Genomic DNA, 16,994 nt, shown 5'->3' on the forward strand with positions numbered 1-16,994 from the left:
GAAATGAAGGGAAGCGCAAAAACGACAAGAGAGAATGTATCTGCGGTTACTAAAAATAGGATTAAGGAGATCACAGTCAACATCTATTCGGTAATAAACCTGTCTTCAGTCTTCTAGTCGATGCAGCGCTTCATGAAAATGTCTTAAAAACAACTATGAGAAATTTATTCAGAAGCCTTAATTTGTTGCTGTGTAATGAAGCCAACAATTTAGAAAGCGGTTAAATCGACAAAAATTCAATAATGGCGGCAGGTGTAGTGTGAACATAGACAATCAGTTACTCCAGCAGATAGAAAATGTCAGTTCGCGCTTGACACAAATGCACGAGTGTGTCCAAGACTTGCCGGCATATAAAGTAGAAGTGATAACGGAAGTCCTCGAACAAGTTAACGTTTCCCTAGAAGAACTCAAGGTTGCTAGAGAACAGCTAACCGTACAAAACGAACAGCTAAGCATTACTAGAGAGCAATTAGAACGAGAGCGCCAGCGCTATAAAGAGCTGTTTGAGTTCGCACCGGATGCCTATTTAGTAACCGATGACAATGGAACGATCCGGGAAGCCAACTACACTGCCGCCGTTCTTCTGTGCGTTTCTCAACGGTTTTTAGTGGGCAAACCCCTGAGCATTTTTGTCGCGGAAACACAGCGTCGGGACTTTCGCTTGCGAATTAATCAGCTGAAAGTCGGCGAATTGGAGAGGCTGCGGGAGTGGGAATTGCGAATGCAGCCGCGTAGAGGAGATAGCTTTGAGGTTGCCATCACCGTGAGTGCAGTCTGGAACCCGGAAGGTTTTAACTTGCGCTGGATGCTGCGCGACATTACCAGGCGTAAGCAAGTTGAGGCGCAACTTGGGCAAATGCACTTAGAAAACTTGCGGCTGCAAGAGATAGCTCATGTTAAATCGCAGTTCTTATCCGCGATTTCTCACGAACTTCGCACACCGATGAACGCGATCCTAGGTTTTTCGCAACTGCTGCTGCGCCACCCCCACTTGTCCTTAGAACCCAAGCAAGTTCAAATGGTGGAACGCATTCATGATAATGGTCATAATTTATTGGGATTGATTAATGACGTCCTCGACCTTTCAAAAGTCGATGCCGGCCGGATGGATTTGCGATTAGAAGAAGTGGACGTGGTGGATTTAGTTCATAAAACAACTGAAGAATTGCAATCTTTGGTGATTGAAAAACATTTATTTTTGCAGGTTCATACTGAGCTACAAAATCCGATCATAAGTAATAACCGTTCTCGTCTGCGTCAGATTTTAGTGAATCTGGTTGCAAACGCGATTAAATTTACAGAAACCGGCGGAGTGCGGATAGTGGTGCGTGAAGTTGAAGGAGACTTAGAGCGGCTCATCATTGAAGTTAAAGACACGGGCATTGGAATTCCTCAAGAGCATATAGAACGCATTTTTGAGGCATTTGAACAAGTAGATCGCAGCGCGAAGCGCGACTATCAGAGCACAGGTTTGGGTTTAGCTATCAGCAAATCGCTTGTAGAGTTAATGCAAGGAACGATTACGGTTACCAGTCAAGTTGGAGAAGGTTCGACCTTTTGTGTTGAACTGCCTCGGCAACTGAAGGCTGGCAAATAAGCAGGCTCTACGGCAGATCCTCGATTATTGCAAAATTCATGCAACTCAGCGGTTGAGTCAGCTGTTCTGCTAGCCTGAGTAAAGTAGCGCACCTTTGCCAAAGAAAACAAAAATATTGGCGTTGCTCAAAGGAATAAAGAAATGCCTGGTCACGATATTATCGTCATTGGTGCCTCCGCCGGCGGAGTAGACGCCTTATCAAAACTGGTTCGCAAATTACCCTCACAATTGCCGGCAGCGATTTTTATTGTTCTTCATATGTCAGCCAACAGTAGAAGTCTCATGGCGGACATCTTAAATCGTGCAGGTGCTTTAAAAGCCATGCCGGCCAAAGACGGTGACGTGATTGAACATGGACATATTTATATAGCACCCCCCAACCATCACCTGCTCATTAAGCCGGGTTATATCCGCTTATCCCAAGGGCCAAAAGAAAACTGTCACCGGCCAGCGGTTGATCCTTTATTTCGCACGGCGGCGCGGGCTTACGGTCAGCGAGTGGTGGGGGTGATTTTATCTGGCACACTTGACGATGGGACTGCCGGCCTGATAGCGGTGAAAAGTTGCGGCGGCGTAGCGATTGTGCAAAACCCTGAAGAGGCGATGTTTTCGGGAATGCCAAAGAGTGCGATCAACAATGTGAGCGTTGATCATGTTCTGCCGATTACCGAAATTGCGGCGCAATTGGTGCAACTTGCTGATCAGCTCGTGCACGATGAAGACCCAGGGCCGATGCCTGAGGAAATAAAATTGGAATCGGACATTGCAGAATTAGATAGAGCTGCAATGGAGCGCGAGGCACACAGAGGAACGCCGGCCAATCTGGGTTGTCCGACCTGCGGCGGTACTTTGTGGGAACATAATGCCGGCGATCTACTGCGCTTCCGTTGCCGCGTCGGCCACGCTTGGTCAGCAGATAGTTTGATATCACAGCAGTCTGAGGCCATTGAAGAGGCACTGTGGACAGCATTTAGAGCTTTAGAAGAAAGTTCGGCTTTGTCGCGCCGACTGGCTAAACGGGCGCACGGTCGCAAGCAAGGGCAAATTGCAGCACGTTTTGAAGATGAGGCGCTGGAGAGGGAGGAGCAAGCTGAAGTGATCCGAAAGGTGCTTGCGAATAAGGACAAACACGACTATCTGGAGTATGGAAATAATTAGAATATAGGCATTTGGGCGCAAAGATTCGTGGGGGACATCTCCCTCAGTCTCTAGAGTTCCCTCGCTAGTCGGTTGCCGGTCTTAAAGGTAAGGTTAAATTAAGGCTCTGGTGCAATATTTTAAATTGTGTTATGTCCAAACCGCTTGACGCTCAAACTGAAATCGCTTCGTTGCCGGTGACAGAAGGCTTGAACTGCAGCGCGGTGCATCCTGTCGATCTCAACAGTGTTCGTCTGTTGCATCGGGATATTCTTAATCCTGAAAAAGCCCAACGGATGGCAGAATTCTTTAGTTTGCTTGGCGATGCTAACCGCTTGCGGATTGTGTCTGCCTTAGCCGTGCAAGAGCTGTGTGTCTGTGATTTGGCTGCTGCCGTTAAAATGAGCGAATCGGCTGTTTCTCACCAGCTGCGAATGCTGCGGGCGATGCGTTTAGTAGGTTATCGCAAGCAGGGACGGAATGTTTTCTACCACCTTAAAGACACTCACGTACTCAACCTTTACCGGGAAGTGGCTGAACACTTGGATGAACCGGAGGACTAAGGGAATGTGTGGGGATGCGGCTGGGAAGCGGCACTGAGATGCCGGTGAGCATTCAATGCCGCAAACATTACTCTTTTTCCGCGCCTTGAATTTTCAGCAACACGAAGCCGGCAGCGATGCCTACGAAGACTAGGGAAAAAGAAAGAAGTGCCGCGTTGAAAATTTCACCGCTCATGTTTGTTATTGCTCCTTTGGGATGAATGGAAGGTGAGCTGAGATCACCACAGCGTATGGGACAGCCTACCTGGAAGTGTTAGCCTAGCAGGAAGTATTGTAAAACAGTTCGGGGTTGAATCCTCAATTGTTGATGGGTAGAGCCGGTATGGCCGGTTAAAGGCTGCCGGCTTTCCCTCTATCCGTTATAATTTTTTCTCCCACTTTCCCACTCAGCACTCTCCTGCAATAGCGACTATGAATAACAATATCCGTCCTCGTCTTGCTGTCACGTTGGGAGATCCTGCCGGCATTGGCCCAGAAGTGGTTCTGAAGGCTTTGGCAGATCCGGAAGTGATCCAAGCTTGCGAGGTGACGGTGGTTGGATCTCGGTCGCTTTTGCTGGAAACTCACACACAACTCAGCCGGCACCCTCAAGTGGGGGAAACCCTGGCAGATCCGCAGCAGTTAGATATTTTAGATGTGCCGGTGAATAGAGAACTCGGTGAAATTAAGACCGGCACTGGCAATGCGGCAAGTGGTGCAGCAAGTTTTGCTTATATGAAAGTAGCGATTGAGCAAACGCTTGCCGGCGAGTTTCAAGGCATTGTCACCGGCCCGATTTCTAAGACCGAGTGGAAAGCCGCAGGATATGATTATCCGGGACAAACTGAATTGTTAGCTGAAGCTGCCGGTGTCAAGCGATTTGGGATGTTGTTTGTGGCACGTTCTCCCCACACCGGCTGGACGCTTCGCACGTTACTTGCAACCACACATATTCCTTTATCCCAAGTTTCAACCGCGTTAACGCCAGAATTACTAACCCTGAAACTTGATTTGCTAGTGGAGTGTCTGCGGCAAGATTTTGGGTTAGAAAAGGCAAGAATTGCGATTGCCGGTTTAAACCCTCACAGTGGCGAAAATGGGCAATTGGGATGTGAGGAAAAAGATTGGTTAATTCCTTGGTTAGAAGCGGAACGCAAGCGCCGGCCTGATTTAATTTTAGAAGGGCCGGTGTCGCCGGATACGCTTTGGGTGAAGCCGGGACAAGCTTGGTTTGGAAATGCAAAATCTAACATTCAAAATGCTGCCGATGCGTATTTGGCATTATATCATGATCAGGGCTTAATTCCGGTTAAGTTAATGGCATTTGATCGGGCAGTGAATACAACAATTGGTTTGCCCTTTATTCGCACATCTCCGGATCATGGAACCGCGTTTGATATTGCCGGCAAAGGAATTGCAGATGCTTCCAGTATGAAAGCGGCTTTGCTGTTTGCTGCGGAGGTTGTGCAGCAGCGAAAAAAACCTGTGCCGGTGTAAATAATATAGATTTATAAGCTATAGAAGTAGGGGCTTAGTACAACTTAGCCCGCAAAATATTTCTCGCGATAGAGGTTTTTAGAATGCCGGTAATCTGGGTATTTTTAGGACTTTTAATTCTCATGCTTGTCATGTTTGATGTCCTTGTGACTACCCTAACAACCAATGGCGCTGGTTCTATAAGCGGCAGATTATCCTATTGGTTATGGTGGATAGCGTTGAGAGTTCATCGCCGGCATTCTAACCACCGGCTGCTAACGGTAACTGGCTGGGTCATTCTAATGGGAACTCCGTTAGTTTGGATTTGTTTAGTTTGGATGGGATGGGCTATATTATTTTGTGCCGGGGACACAGCGGTGGTTAACAGTGAAAGCAATTTGCCGGCTAGTATTTGGGAAAGAATTTATTTCACGGGTTACACCTTATCTACCCTAGGGGTTGGAGATTATCAGGCTCAAGGTGCGATATGGCAATTGGCAACTGCACTGGCATCTGCAAATGGTTTTTTCCTCTTTACTTTAGCGATCGCTTATCTATTGCCGGTGATTGCAGCCGTGGTGGTAAAACGTCAAATTGCTCTTTATATTTCTACTCTTGGGGGAACACCTGATGATCTTCTTAATAGAGCTTGGAACGGTAAAGATTTTGGACAATTAAGCCAGCACTTAATTGTACTGACCCCGATGCTCACCGGCATGGTAGAAAGTTATCTGGCTTACCCGATTCTTAATTACTTCCATACCCCCGAACGAGCTAAATCTTTTGTTTTGAGTGTGGTGACACTCGATGAGGCATTAACCCTACTTTACTATGGAGTTGAAAAGTCATGCCGGCCTGATAAAGCAGCGCTAAATCCCTTACGTCGGGCGAGTTCTGCATTTTTAAAGACACTCAAATCAGCTTATGTTGAACCGGCATCAGAGAATCCAACCATGCCTCCCCTCGCCCTACTGAGAGAGCAAGGCATTCCTGTGGTCAGTGATCAAGAGTTTTTAGAAGCAACGAAGCACTTCATCCTGCGCCGTAAGCTACTACTAGCAATGGTGAAACATGACGGATGGAATTGGGATAGCGTTAGCTCAACGGCAACTACCAATCGGGCGAGCAGTTTAGATGACGAAACGGCAATTGAAGAGCCTGAATTAAATTAATTTTAAAACAAAAAATAAAAGACAAAAGAATTAATAAAAAAACTCCGTTTGCCTTTTATTGGTTATTTATTTAATTTTTTGTACTTCACGTTGCTGACACCGGCTCATGCTTCAAAGCACCCGTCAAAATGGATGCCGGTGGCTTGCCGTGAGGCCAAGCGAAAGCATGACGAAAAGCGGCCTCCTTACACGCTTCTAGTTCATCAAAACCAATGATATCTAAGGTCAGCAAATTCTCAAATTCAAACGGCAACCGGACATTATGCAAGCCCGCGTTATCCGTGCAGATTGCGATATCAACCCCAGCCTCAAAACACCTATCAAACACCAGTTTTAACTCACGCATATCTTGAAGCGTGCCGGTTTTTAAATAGGTGGTGGGGCAAACTTCCAAACACTGCTGCCGGCTAGCAATTTCTGGCAATAACTCAGGATGCAACAGGGGAATTTGAATGCCGTGACCGATTCGCATTAAATAAGGCAGCAATTCTGGATAACAGCCAGAAGGGGTTTCATAGAGGTGCCCAGTGGTTTTCAGACCTCGTGCTCGCGCATAAGCGTATAACTCGATAAACTCATCCAAACGCTCAGCATATTGAGCATCTCCGCCGGCTAAATCGATCCCACACACATACTGGGGAAACTCGCCGGCTAAATCAACAATTGCCCGGTTCACCTCATAAGGCAAACGCGAGTGCATACACAAAATTTGACTGGTGACAATTGGACAGTCGCTCAGTTGGCTTGCCTTGCCGACAATGTCCACAATTGCAGTCATTTGATCAATTCGTTCAGACTGACTCAAATGTTCCGGCGTTCGGAGATAGGGCGTGTAGCGCAACTCCAAATACGCTAAATTTTCAAAAATATAAGCGCCCCGAATCAGCCGATAGATGAAGTAAGGCAACGTCTCGGCAGTTTGGACACTTTCAACCAGTGTGTGCAGTTCTAAATACTCATCAAGCGTTTTGCGGGGCTTGGTGTAAAACTCCTCAAACGTTGGGTATTCAGGAAATTGCTCAGCCAGATGGGAATGATGGCGCTGGAAATACCGCCATAGAATACGCGGTACAACCGAACCACCCAGATGCCGGTGTAACTCAGCGTGTAAAGCCACAAAAACCTCTTCAGATTAACGAAAACTTGAGAATTAGCAAGCATACGGGAGCTTAAAGGAGATCCCTAAAAGCTGAGGGCTAAATGCGGGTAACTAACCCTTAAATCTTAACAAAATTTAATTTGACTCGAATGACGCCAACTGTTAATAATTATAGTTTGTGTGAACTTTACCGCAGAAGACCCTTGGCTAACGTCGTTGTAATTGGTGCCCAGTGGGGCGATGAAGGAAAAGGTAAAATTACCGATCTGCTCAGCAAGTCAGCAGATATTGTTGTGCGTTACCAAGGCGGCGTGAATGCCGGCCACACGGTTGTTGTTAAAGATCAAACGTTCAAGCTGCACCTGATTCCTTCTGGCATCTTGTATCCCGAGACAGAATGTATCATCGGGTCGGGAACGGTGATCGATCCTAAAGTTTTAATTGAAGAACTCGACCGGCTAGACGAACTCAATGTCTCGACGAAAAATCTGCTGATTTCCCAAACCGCTCACATCACGATGCCTTACCACCGGCTTATTGACCAGGCATCGGAGGAACGCCGAGGAAATCACAAAATTGGCACAACCGGGCGCGGCATTGGCCCGACCTACGCAGATAAATCAGAACGCACCGGCATTCGGGTTCTAGATTTAATGGACCCGGAAGGGCTACGCAAACAAATTAACTGGACAGTTAATTACAAAAACGTCATCCTCGAAAAATTATATAACTTGCCACCCCTTGACCCACAAGAGGTCATCGGCCAATATTTAGAATATTCTGAACGCTTGCGTCCTCATGTCGTGGATGCGTCCCTGAAGATTTACGATGCCATTAAGCGCCGGCGCAATATTTTATTTGAAGGTGCCCAAGGAACCCTGCTAGACCTTGATCACGGCACTTACCCTTATGTAACTTCCTCCAATCCCGTTGCCGGTGGGGCTTGTGTCGGTGCCGGTGTTGGGCCAACCATGATAGACCGCGTGATTGGTGTCGCGAAAGCCTACACAACGCGGGTCGGTGAAGGGCCATTCCCAACAGAAATGGTCGATGGCATCGGGCAAGTCTTGTGCGAACGCGGGGCTGAATTTGGCACCACCACAGGACGCAAGCGCCGGTGTGGCTGGTTTGATGCCGTGATCGGTCGTTACGCGGTTCGCATCAATGGCATGGACTGTTTAGCCATCACTAAACTCGATGTTTTAGACGGACTAGAAGAAATCAAAGTTTGCGTTGCCTATGAAATTGATGGGGTGCGCTGCGAAGACTTCCCCAGCAATGCCCGTCAATTTGCCCGATGCAAGCCGATTTATGAAACGATGGCCGGTTGGAAACAATCGACCGATAGTTGCCGATCTCTAGAAGATTTACCACCCCAAGCGCTGGACTATCTCAAATTCTTGGCAGAATTGATGGAAGTTCCGATTGCGATCGTTTCCCTTGGCGCAAGCCGCGATCAAACGATTATAGTGGAAGATCCGATTCACGGGCCAAAACGAGCGCTGCTTTACGCGAATGGCACTTCTAGCACTCCCTCGCCGGTTATTGACTAGGGGAAGCGTCAAGAGTGACGGGTAGCAGATGATAAAAGATCAAGAAGAAAGGACAATTAGCAACTGATATGGAACTCACACTTGAAGGTCAGAAACGGGTTGAAGGCAGTAAACCCAATGCACTTCGCCGCGAAGGATTGATTCCGGCAGTTGTGTACGGCCATAACGGATCAGAATCTATTGCTTTCACGATTAAAGCAAAAAGAGTTGAGCATCTGTTGAGAGATGCCGCCGTTAACAATACGCTCATCGAGCTGAATATCCCCGAGGTTCCTTGGAATGGCAAGGCTCTGTTACGCGAAGTTCAGACCCATCCTTGGAAAAACTATCCTTACCACCTCAGCTTTTTTGCGGTGTCCGCTCAAGAAAGCTTAGAAGTTGAACTCGCCCTGAATTTTGTGGGTGAACCTGTTGGGGTCAAACTAGAGGGTGGGATTTTAGATCCTGTTCTCACGCAACTGGTCGTCAAATGTAAGCCAGAGAGCATCCCTGAATCCCTCGACATTGACGTTTCTGAGCTTCATGTGGGTGATGCCTTGCACGTCGATCAACTCTCCTTGCCTGATGGCGTCGTTGCTGTTGGGGAGCCGGGTCGGGTTGTGGTTAGTGTCCTCTTGCCTAAAGGCGACGCTGTAGACGACGAAGCAGATGCGGCGGCGGCTGCAGTTTAAGCAATTTTAGAACTGCACCGAGAAAAGCCTGGGATGAGTCTCAGGCTTTTCTATTTCTATTCCCTAATTCCCGAATCCCGGCTTTGTTTTAGCCGGCAACGATTTCCTCAACTTTTTTAGCCGGCAATTCTTCCAAACGCGGCCCGTGAACCTGCACGACCGAGGAAGCGAGGTAATTACCCCAACGAGCTGCCTGAGCGGCGCTGTAGCCGTTGGTAAGGCCGAATAACACGCCGCCGGCAAAGGCATCTCCCGCCCCGACCGTATCTATCGCCTGCACCGGAAATCCTGGCACATGAACGATTTGCCGGTTTTCCACCACCAGACAGCCATTCTCGCTATCGGTAATAAAAGCCAGATCCACTAGCTCACCCATTTTATGAGCGCAATCTTCTAGCGATTCCATCTCACAGAACCGGCGCACCTCATCGGCGTTGCAGAAAATCGTATCGCAATAGTCCGTCACCAATTTGTGAAAATCACCGGCAAAGCGATCCACTAGAAATGAATCAGAAAAGGTAAACGAAACTTTGACCCCGTTGCGCTTAGACTGCTCCATCGTCTCTACGCTAGCTTGGCGGGGTTCTGGCGCATCCCAAAGATAGCCTTCAATATAGCTGTATTGGCACTGCTTCAGTCGCTCCACATCAATATCTGTGGCGGCTAAGGTGGTGGAAACGCCCAAATTGGTACACATGGTGCGCTCAGCGTCGGGAGTTGTCAGCACCAAACAAGTGCCGGTTGGGCCATTTGATGAAGGCGCTGGTTGCACGTCAAATTCAATGCCGGCTGCTATCATGTCCTGCCGGTAAAATTCCCCGTTGGTATCTTTGGCAACTTTACCCGAATAGAAGCCGGTGCCCCCACTCTGGGCGAGGGCGATCATTGCGTTGGCTGCCGATCCGCCGGATCTCAGTTGCAGGGAGGTGTGCGCCAAGTTATGCAAAAGGCCGGCTTGCCTTTCGGCGTCCACCAAAGTCATTGAGCCACGATTTAGGGAATGTTCCTGGACAAAATCATCTTGCACTAATGCAAGAATGTCTACTAAGGCGTTGCCGACGCCAAATACACCGACTGGTTTTGACTGCTGGTTGTTTTCTGTCATAGAACCTTTTTCTTTTTAAGAATTATACACCGATTGAGGTTTAATTAAAATTAAAAAGCTTTGGTTAATTCAAAATTATAAAATTAGTTAAAATCTAAGTTTTAAACGATATGAGTGATGCTTGTTTTCCTCTTTTAATTCAGCAGATGTTGCAGCCGGCCTTTTATTCCCATTCGGTTAGGGAGCCGATAGAGCTAATTCAAACCCATATTTCTTTCGTTTTGCTGACAGGTGATTACGTTTACAAAATAAAGAAGCCAGTGAATTTTGGTTTATTGGATTATTCCACTTTGGAAAAACGACGTTTTTTTTGCGAAAGAGAATTGCTTTTGAATCAGCGGGGTGCGCCGGATATTTATTTAGAAGTTCTGCCGATTAGTCAACTAGGAAGTCAATTTCAGTTAGGTGGCGTGGGTGAGCCGGTTGAATATGCACTTAAAATGCGTCAGTTTCCCCAAGAAGCCCTATTTATTAATTTGTTTCAGCGAGGCTTGTTAACGGAACCGCATTTAGAAGAACTGGGGCGTTATGTAGCGAATTTTCATAAAAAATCCTTAAGCAATGAGTGGGGTCGCAGTTTTGGTAATGTTGCTCAGATTCGAGAGGCAATTGAGCAAAATTATCAGCGCACAGAAAAGTATGCCGATTGGCTATTAAGTCCGGAGCAGTTTGCAGAAATTAGAAGATTTACCGATAATTTCTTTTCTCAATATCAAGCCGTGTTTAACGGTCGAATTGAGAATGGTTGGATTCGAGAATGTCATGGAGATTTGCATTTAAGTAATATTGCTTGGTGTCAGAATCAAGTTTTGCTGTTTGATTGTATTGAATTTAATGATCGTCTACGCTGCGTTGATGTTATGTTCGATCTTGCTTATGCAGCCGTTGATTTGGAGGTAAGACAGCGCTCGGATTTGAGCAATATTTATTTAAATACTTATATTGAGCAAACAGGTGATTGGGAAGGGTTGCAGGTATTGCCACTGTATTTGATTCGGCAAGCTTATGTTAGGGCGATGGTAACATCTTTTTTGCTAGACGATCCGAGTGTTTCATCTGAAGAAAAACAGAAGCCGGTGGAAACTGCTAAAAAATATTACAACCTGGCTTGGCAATACACGCAACCGCGTCGAGGTGAGATTATTTTAATGTCAGGTTTATCGGGTTCTGGTAAGAGTACAGTAGCGCGGCATTTAGCGCATCAAACGAATGCTATTCACATTCGATCAGATGCCGTTCGGAAACATTTAGGAGGGATTTCTTTAAAAGAACGGGGAGGAGAGGATCTTTATACACCTGAGATGACTCACAAGACCTATCACCGGCTGTTGAAATTGGGAATAATGCTAGCAAAGCAAGGTTGGTTAGTGATTTTGGATGCTAAGTACGACCGGCAAGCGCTCAGGTTGGAAGCACTCGCTCAATCTCAAGCAAATCATCTACCTCTGCAAATTATTCACTGCACAGCGCCGGTGGATGTTTTGCGAGACCGGCTACAGCGCCGCCGAGGTGATATTGCTGATGCAACTGCCGATCTGCTGCCGGTGCAACAAGCAACGGCTGAACCTTTCACAGACTTTGAACAATCTTATGTAAAAATTATAGATACCACACAAAATCTAGATACACAATTAGAATAAGCGTATTATAGAATAATATAATGAGTTTGATATAGAATTATACAACTATGTAAAAGAAAGATTCCAAGAATTATTGAAAAGTCAAAATTATTCTTTTGAACAAGAATTAAAAGAATTTCAATCTTTAAATAGAACTTACGGAAGCCTGTACTCATTTAGCTATATGGGCATACAAAAATTCAAAAGAAATAGCTCGAAATATACATGGTAAAAAATAGTCGTTCTGAAAATAAAATCGTTAATCGAAAGTTTGAGCGAAAACCTGCCGGCCTTTCTAAAGGATTTTATATAGGATTGCAAGTTTGGATGTTGTTTCTTGTTGCCTTTCTTTCTCTGGGATATCGAATTGCTTTGAGTGTTTTTTTAGGGGCTGTCGGAGGTTTTGCTGCCGGCTTTATAAACGCTTGGTGGCGAACTAACGATCCAGATTTCCCACCCGGTGATGAGACTGAGAATCAGCTTTCTAAATTGGCTAAAGCGCGTTTAGAAACGCTGGAAAAACAGCAAACCTCTAGTTTGGCAAAACAGAGCCGGTGGACTCGTCAGGCAGGTTCAAGCCGGCGCTTATTTGACGATCCTCCTGAGCCAATTGATGAAAATGATGAAGAAGATGAAAAGGTAAAAGAATAAGCTATTTTAGATTTGAAACTGAGAGGTTATTTAAAAAGAGCCGGTTCGTGATACTGCTGCTGCACCGGCAGATCAATAATAAACTCTGTTCCCTCACCAGGTGCTGAAACACAACTCAGTTCGCCTCCGTGTTTATCTACCACAATTTGATAACTAATTGACAGCCCCAAACCTGTGCCGGCACCCACAGGTTTTGTCGTAAAGAATGGATCAAAAACGCGCTGTTTAACATCCTGGCTCATACCTGGGCCATTATCTGAAATTCGGATTTCCACGCGCTGCCCATTTAAAAGGCCGGTGTGAATCCGAATCGCCGGCATCACTAAAGCATTTCCCAGTTTTCTGTCCATCTCCAAAGCATCAATTGCATTTGCCAAAATATTCATAAACACCTGATTTAATTGCCCAGCAAAACAGTGTACCGGCGGCAATGTTCCATACTCTTTAACTACCTGAATTTCAGACATTGCCCCTTTGGCTTTCAAACGATTTTGCAGAATCAATAAAGTATTATCAAGCCCCTCATGAATATCCACAGATTTCATTTGCGCTTCATCCAGTCGCGAGAAATTCCGCAGTGATAAAACAATCTGGCGAATACGTTCAGCCCCCACTTTCATCGATGATAAAAGTTTCGGTAAATCTTCTTTTAAGAATTCTAGGTCTATTGCTTCGATTTCATCTTGAATCACCGGCAGCGGTTTCGGATAGGATTGCCGGTAAAGCTCCACAAGATTCAGCAAATCTTCAATGTATTCCATCGCCGGGTCAACATTGCCATAGATAAAACTCACCGGATTGTTAATTTCGTGAGCAACACCGGCAACCATTTGCCCCAAAGACGACATTTTTTCCGTTTGAATTAGTTGTGCTTGCGTTTGTTGCAGCGCTTTCATCGCTTGCTGAAGTTGTTGGGCTTGTTCCCTCGCTGCCCGCGCTGCCTCGGTGGCATGGGCGTAGAGTTCCGCTTGGCTGATGGCGATCGTGACTTGGTCACTAATCGCTTGCAACAGCGTCAATTCACTATCTCGCCAAGGACGAGGCCCACTACAGTGACCGCAGCTAAGCCAACCCATTTCTCCAGCCAGTGTGACAATGGGAATAATCGCAACTGAGGTATAGCCCCAACTTGTGTGCATCTGCTGATATTCTGGATCGGCAGACAGGGTAAGATCGTCCACCCGAATCATGTCCCGATTGAACAGCTTTGCCATGTAGTGATTTTCTGGATGATTCGGATAGTGACCCAAGAGGCTGGGAAACTCAGGATTTCGGGCTTCTTTGACCACTTCCCAAGAGGCGGTTTGACCTTGAAAATTTGAATTTGGGCTAGAAAAATCTCTCAGATGACTGCCACCGGCATTTGAGCGATACCAAATAAACAGACAGCGATCAATTTGCAACAAATTGCGAATTTCGCGCACAGCTGCGTCCAAAATCTTATCTAAATCTAAGGAGTTGCGGATTTGACTGGCTAACTGGTTGAGCAGCGCTTCTCGTTTAGCCAAGTTTCTAAATCGCGCTTCCGATTTCCGCAAAGCTGCCTCAGCTCGCTTACGTTGGGTGATGTCGCGCCCCACTGCCTGAAATTCTATAACATCACCCGATTCGTCAAAGATGGCCCGATTTGTCCACTGCTGGGCGCGGATTTCCCCATTCGGCAAAACGAGCCGGTTTTCCCAAGTGAGGACGGGATTTTTGAGGGAGACAGATTTTAAGTTTTTGAGCACAATCGCCTGTTCCCGTTCCGGGATTGCTGACATAAAGCGATCTCCGATCAGCTGTTCTCGCTGCTTGTTGAAGTACCGGCAGTAGGCGTCATTGACAAACGTTAGGCTTCCATTCGGCAAAAACCGGCAGATTAATTCGGTTTGATCTTCAACAATTGCGCGATAGTGCTTTTCGCTGGTTAAGAGTGCCTCTTGTGCCTGCTTGCCTTCGGTGATGTCGGTGGAAATGCCATCGAGGCGGATCGCTTTACCCTCGGCATTGTGAACGACTCTAGAGCGATCACGCAGCCAGCGCACTTCCCCACTACCGTGGATGATGCGGTATTCTAATTCAACGGTGCCGGCTTCAAAACGCTGATGAGTAACGTTTTGAACGCGCTGCCGATCTTCTGGGTGAATAGCGTCTACCCAGATGTTTGGATTTGTCAGAAAATCGCTAACTGAGCGTCCATAAACTGTTTCGACGGCGGAACTCAAATAAAGCAACTGGAAGGTTGTCGCATCAACTGACCAAACCACGTCATCAAGCGAATTGAGAATACTATTAAGCCGTTCTTCACTTTGATGCAGCGCTTCCCCCACCAGCTGCCGTTCAGCTATCTCTTCTTGCAATCGCTTGTTAGCTTGTCTGAAGGCTTTTGTGCGTTCCTGAACTCGAATTTCCAAGTCTTCGTTTAACTTTTGCAACGCTTCTTCGGCCCGTTTGCGTTCTGTAATATCGGTGGCAATTCCGTCCAGGCGCAGGGGGATACCGTCAGCATTGCAAGTCAAATGTCCTCGGTCATGCAACCAGCGCACTTCTCCATCAGGCCGGACAATTCGGTATTCTATCTCTTTTAAGCCGGTGGTAAACATTTGCTGGGAGGCTAACATTGCGCGTTCACGATCCTCTGGGTGAACCACTTCCTGCCATAGGCTTGGATGTTGGAAAAATTCTGAGGCTGGCCGGCTGTACACAGTTTCTACTGCGGGATTGACGTAAAGCATTTCAAAAGTTTGTGCAGAAACAGACCATACGATATCTGTGAGGGAGTTGAGAATGCCTTCTAGCCGGTCTTCCGATTCCCGCAGTGCTTCTTCCATGCGCTTGCGATCGGTGATATCGCTGCCGATCAGGGTGACAGCAACGACTTTACCACCGTTGTGAACCGGCCCAAGTCGGCTGGAATACCAGCAATAGTTGTCGGCAGAACCCACCCAGGCAAGTTCGCAATTCTGGGGTTGGCCGGTTTCAAAAACGCTGTTGATGCTCTGTCTTAATTGTTCGCGCGACTCTAGGGGCACGCAGTCATAAATACTGGTTCCAATAACTTCCTCTATGGTTAATCCTGGCAGGACGCGATTGATAAACTGAATCGCGCCGGTGGCATCTGCGGTGATAATCGTATCCGGTGCGTTTTCTACTAAAGAACGCCATTTCGCTTCTGATTCCTGTCGTGCCATTTCCGCCCGCTTGCGATCAGTGATGTCTTGAGCTAAACAGACAAACCCTTGAATTTGACCTTCATCATCCCGCAAAACTGAAGCTGAAAAATAAACAGGAATTTTCTCACCATTTTTAGCTAATAGCGTTGTTTCTTTCCGACCTAAAAAACTGTTGTTTTGAGTCAGTTCGCTATCTTCTAGATCTTTTAAGAATCTATCATCTCCTAATATAACTTTTAAAGATTGGCCGATTAGATCGCTTTCATCGTCATATCTCAGCAACAAAAAAGCCGCAAAATTAAAAGTTTTAATCGTCATGTCATGATTGAGGACGATCAAAGCATCTATCATCGACCTCAAAACATTATCGAAATAAGATTGAGAAACCGTAATCTTGGCTAAATTATCGGCCATTGTATTAAAAGTATCTGCCAAGATTGAAATTTCAGTTAAATTTTTAGATTTTAACCTAACATCCAATTTACCTTGACCAATTTTAACGGCAGCATCTTTAATTTCAATAATCGGCTGCACAACTTTTTTTGCTAAAAATAATCCTAGATAAATGGCTAAAATCGTAACTAATATGATTGATGCCAAGTTAAGCTGTAGAGCATTTTTCACATTACGAGCAGATAGTTCTTCAGCAAGCCTGAGATTGTCTGCCTCTATTGCAATAGCTCGATCCATTAAATCAAGAAATTCTTCTTCTGTTTCTTCCAACTCCTTTGTAGCTGCTAAAATCGCTGCATTTGTGGTGCGGTTATTTTTCAAATCAATGACTTGTTTATTCTTTTGAAAAAAGATATTTTGATATTCTTGAAGTTCTTGAAACAACTTTTTTGATTGAGAATCGCGTGGAAGAGATTCTAATCTTTTCATCCAAGCATCCATTTCTTTCTGGGCTGCTGCAAATTCTGCTTGTTCCTCTTTCCGGTATTGTGCAAGATTTTGTGCTTCCCTCTTGTTAGAGGATGTCCTAGCTAATTCAGACTTAATTAAAGCTTGACTTAAAGTTTCTGCAATCATTCTTGAGGATGCAGACTTTATTTGTTCTAATCCAAGTATTTTAGGAATAGTCGTTTGCGAAATTCGCAATAAATAAGAATTATTATTTTTTTCTAAAAGTACATTAATGATTCCTAAAAGGGCAACTAAAGAAGCCAGCCCCAAGAAACTCGAAACAAAAGCAGTCCTTAGCTTCATTTTATTCTGAT

General features: G+C 45.9%; 13 protein-coding genes. 9 read left to right on the forward strand and 4 right to left on the reverse strand.

Annotated features, from left to right (window positions below; translation table 11 throughout):
- Positions 1-259: 259 nt before the first annotated feature.
- The 3 genes from H6F56_RS14900 (at position 260) to H6F56_RS14910 (ending at position 3,297) form a co-directional block, all read left to right on the forward strand.
- Positions 260-1,597, forward strand: a complete 1,338-nt coding sequence (locus H6F56_RS14900) for a PAS domain-containing sensor histidine kinase (RefSeq protein WP_199312851.1) — start codon at positions 260-262, stop codon at positions 1,595-1,597.
- A 141-nt stretch (positions 1,598-1,738) separates the two neighbouring features.
- A complete protein-coding gene (locus tag H6F56_RS14905) occupies positions 1,739-2,755 on the forward strand; it encodes a chemotaxis protein CheB (protein ID WP_190669484.1) in 1,017 nt (338 codons plus the stop codon).
- 131 nt (positions 2,756-2,886) lie between these two features.
- Positions 2,887-3,297, forward strand: a complete 411-nt coding sequence (locus tag H6F56_RS14910; RefSeq protein ID WP_190669486.1) for an ArsR/SmtB family transcription factor — start codon at positions 2,887-2,889, stop codon at positions 3,295-3,297.
- A 67-nt stretch (positions 3,298-3,364) separates the two neighbouring features.
- Here H6F56_RS14910 and H6F56_RS14915 read toward each other — a convergent pair whose 3' ends face one another.
- On the reverse strand, positions 3,365-3,472 hold the full coding sequence (locus H6F56_RS14915) for a PetM family cytochrome b6-f complex subunit 7 (RefSeq protein WP_190669488.1): 108 nt from the start codon (positions 3,470-3,472) through the stop codon (positions 3,365-3,367).
- A gap of 236 nt (positions 3,473-3,708) precedes the next feature.
- On the opposite strand from H6F56_RS14915, the gene pdxA reads away from it, so the two are divergent.
- Positions 3,709-4,773, forward strand: coding sequence for a 4-hydroxythreonine-4-phosphate dehydrogenase PdxA (gene pdxA / locus H6F56_RS14920; RefSeq protein WP_190669490.1), 1,065 nt, complete (start codon positions 3,709-3,711; stop codon positions 4,771-4,773).
- An 83-nt stretch (positions 4,774-4,856) separates the two neighbouring features.
- Complete coding sequence (locus tag H6F56_RS14925) at positions 4,857-5,924, forward strand: two pore domain potassium channel family protein (RefSeq protein ID WP_190669492.1); 1,068 nt, start codon at positions 4,857-4,859, stop codon at positions 5,922-5,924.
- A gap of 85 nt (positions 5,925-6,009) precedes the next feature.
- Here H6F56_RS14925 and H6F56_RS14930 read toward each other — a convergent pair whose 3' ends face one another.
- A complete protein-coding gene (locus tag H6F56_RS14930) occupies positions 6,010-7,041 on the reverse strand; it encodes an adenosine deaminase (protein WP_190669495.1) in 1,032 nt (343 codons plus the stop codon).
- Between the two features lie 185 nt (positions 7,042-7,226).
- On the opposite strand from H6F56_RS14930, the gene H6F56_RS14935 reads away from it, so the two are divergent.
- Positions 7,227-8,576: an adenylosuccinate synthase gene (locus H6F56_RS14935; protein ID WP_190669912.1), complete on the forward strand. Its 1,350-nt coding sequence runs from the start codon at positions 7,227-7,229 to the stop codon at positions 8,574-8,576.
- A gap of 68 nt (positions 8,577-8,644) precedes the next feature.
- A complete protein-coding gene (locus H6F56_RS14940) occupies positions 8,645-9,247 on the forward strand; it encodes a 50S ribosomal protein L25/general stress protein Ctc (protein ID WP_190669496.1) in 603 nt (200 codons plus the stop codon).
- Between the two features lie 88 nt (positions 9,248-9,335).
- On the opposite strand, the gene H6F56_RS14945 is transcribed toward H6F56_RS14940, so the two are convergent.
- Positions 9,336-10,352, reverse strand: a complete 1,017-nt coding sequence (locus tag H6F56_RS14945) for an adenosine kinase (protein WP_190669498.1) — start codon at positions 10,350-10,352, stop codon at positions 9,336-9,338.
- A gap of 110 nt (positions 10,353-10,462) precedes the next feature.
- Between H6F56_RS14945 and H6F56_RS14950 the strand changes: the two genes are divergently transcribed.
- Entirely contained in the window at positions 10,463-11,992 is a 1,530-nt protein-coding gene (locus tag H6F56_RS14950) for an AAA family ATPase (protein WP_190669500.1), read from the forward strand.
- Positions 11,993-12,196: 204 nt separating this feature from the next.
- Positions 12,197-12,622 carry an ATP synthase subunit I gene (locus H6F56_RS14955; protein ID WP_190669502.1) on the forward strand — a complete coding sequence of 142 codons (426 nt, stop codon included), beginning with the start codon at positions 12,197-12,199 and terminating at the stop codon, positions 12,620-12,622.
- A 26-nt stretch (positions 12,623-12,648) separates the two neighbouring features.
- Here the strand turns inward: H6F56_RS14955 and H6F56_RS14960 are convergent, their stop codons facing one another.
- Entirely contained in the window at positions 12,649-16,983 is a 4,335-nt protein-coding gene (locus H6F56_RS14960; RefSeq protein WP_190669503.1) for a PAS domain S-box protein, read from the reverse strand.
- Between the last annotated feature and the right edge of the window lie 11 nt (positions 16,984-16,994).

This window comes from Microcoleus sp. FACHB-672, assembly GCF_014695725.1.
GTDB lineage: Bacteria > Cyanobacteriota > Cyanobacteriia > Cyanobacteriales > Oscillatoriaceae > FACHB-68.

Excerpts from the sequence above, each read along its gene's own strand:
- H6F56_RS14955 (WP_190669502.1), top strand. The coding sequence starts at position 12,197 with ATGGTAAAAAATAGTCGTTCTGAAAATAAAATCGTTAATCGAAAGTTT.
- H6F56_RS14940 (WP_190669496.1), top strand. The coding sequence starts at position 8,645 with ATGGAACTCACACTTGAAGGTCAGAAACGGGTTGAAGGCAGTAAACCC.
- H6F56_RS14910 (WP_190669486.1), top strand. The coding sequence starts at position 2,887 with ATGTCCAAACCGCTTGACGCTCAAACTGAAATCGCTTCGTTGCCGGTG.
- H6F56_RS14905 (WP_190669484.1), top strand. The coding sequence starts at position 1,739 with ATGCCTGGTCACGATATTATCGTCATTGGTGCCTCCGCCGGCGGAGTA.
- pdxA (WP_190669490.1), top strand. The coding sequence starts at position 3,709 with ATGAATAACAATATCCGTCCTCGTCTTGCTGTCACGTTGGGAGATCCT.
- H6F56_RS14915 (WP_190669488.1), bottom strand. The coding sequence starts at position 3,472 with ATGAGCGGTGAAATTTTCAACGCGGCACTTCTTTCTTTTTCCCTAGTC.
- H6F56_RS14960 (WP_190669503.1), bottom strand. The coding sequence starts at position 16,983 with ATGAAGCTAAGGACTGCTTTTGTTTCGAGTTTCTTGGGGCTGGCTTCT.
- H6F56_RS14950 (WP_190669500.1), top strand. The coding sequence starts at position 10,463 with ATGAGTGATGCTTGTTTTCCTCTTTTAATTCAGCAGATGTTGCAGCCG.
- H6F56_RS14925 (WP_190669492.1), top strand. The coding sequence starts at position 4,857 with ATGCCGGTAATCTGGGTATTTTTAGGACTTTTAATTCTCATGCTTGTC.
- H6F56_RS14945 (WP_190669498.1), bottom strand. The coding sequence starts at position 10,352 with ATGACAGAAAACAACCAGCAGTCAAAACCAGTCGGTGTATTTGGCGTC.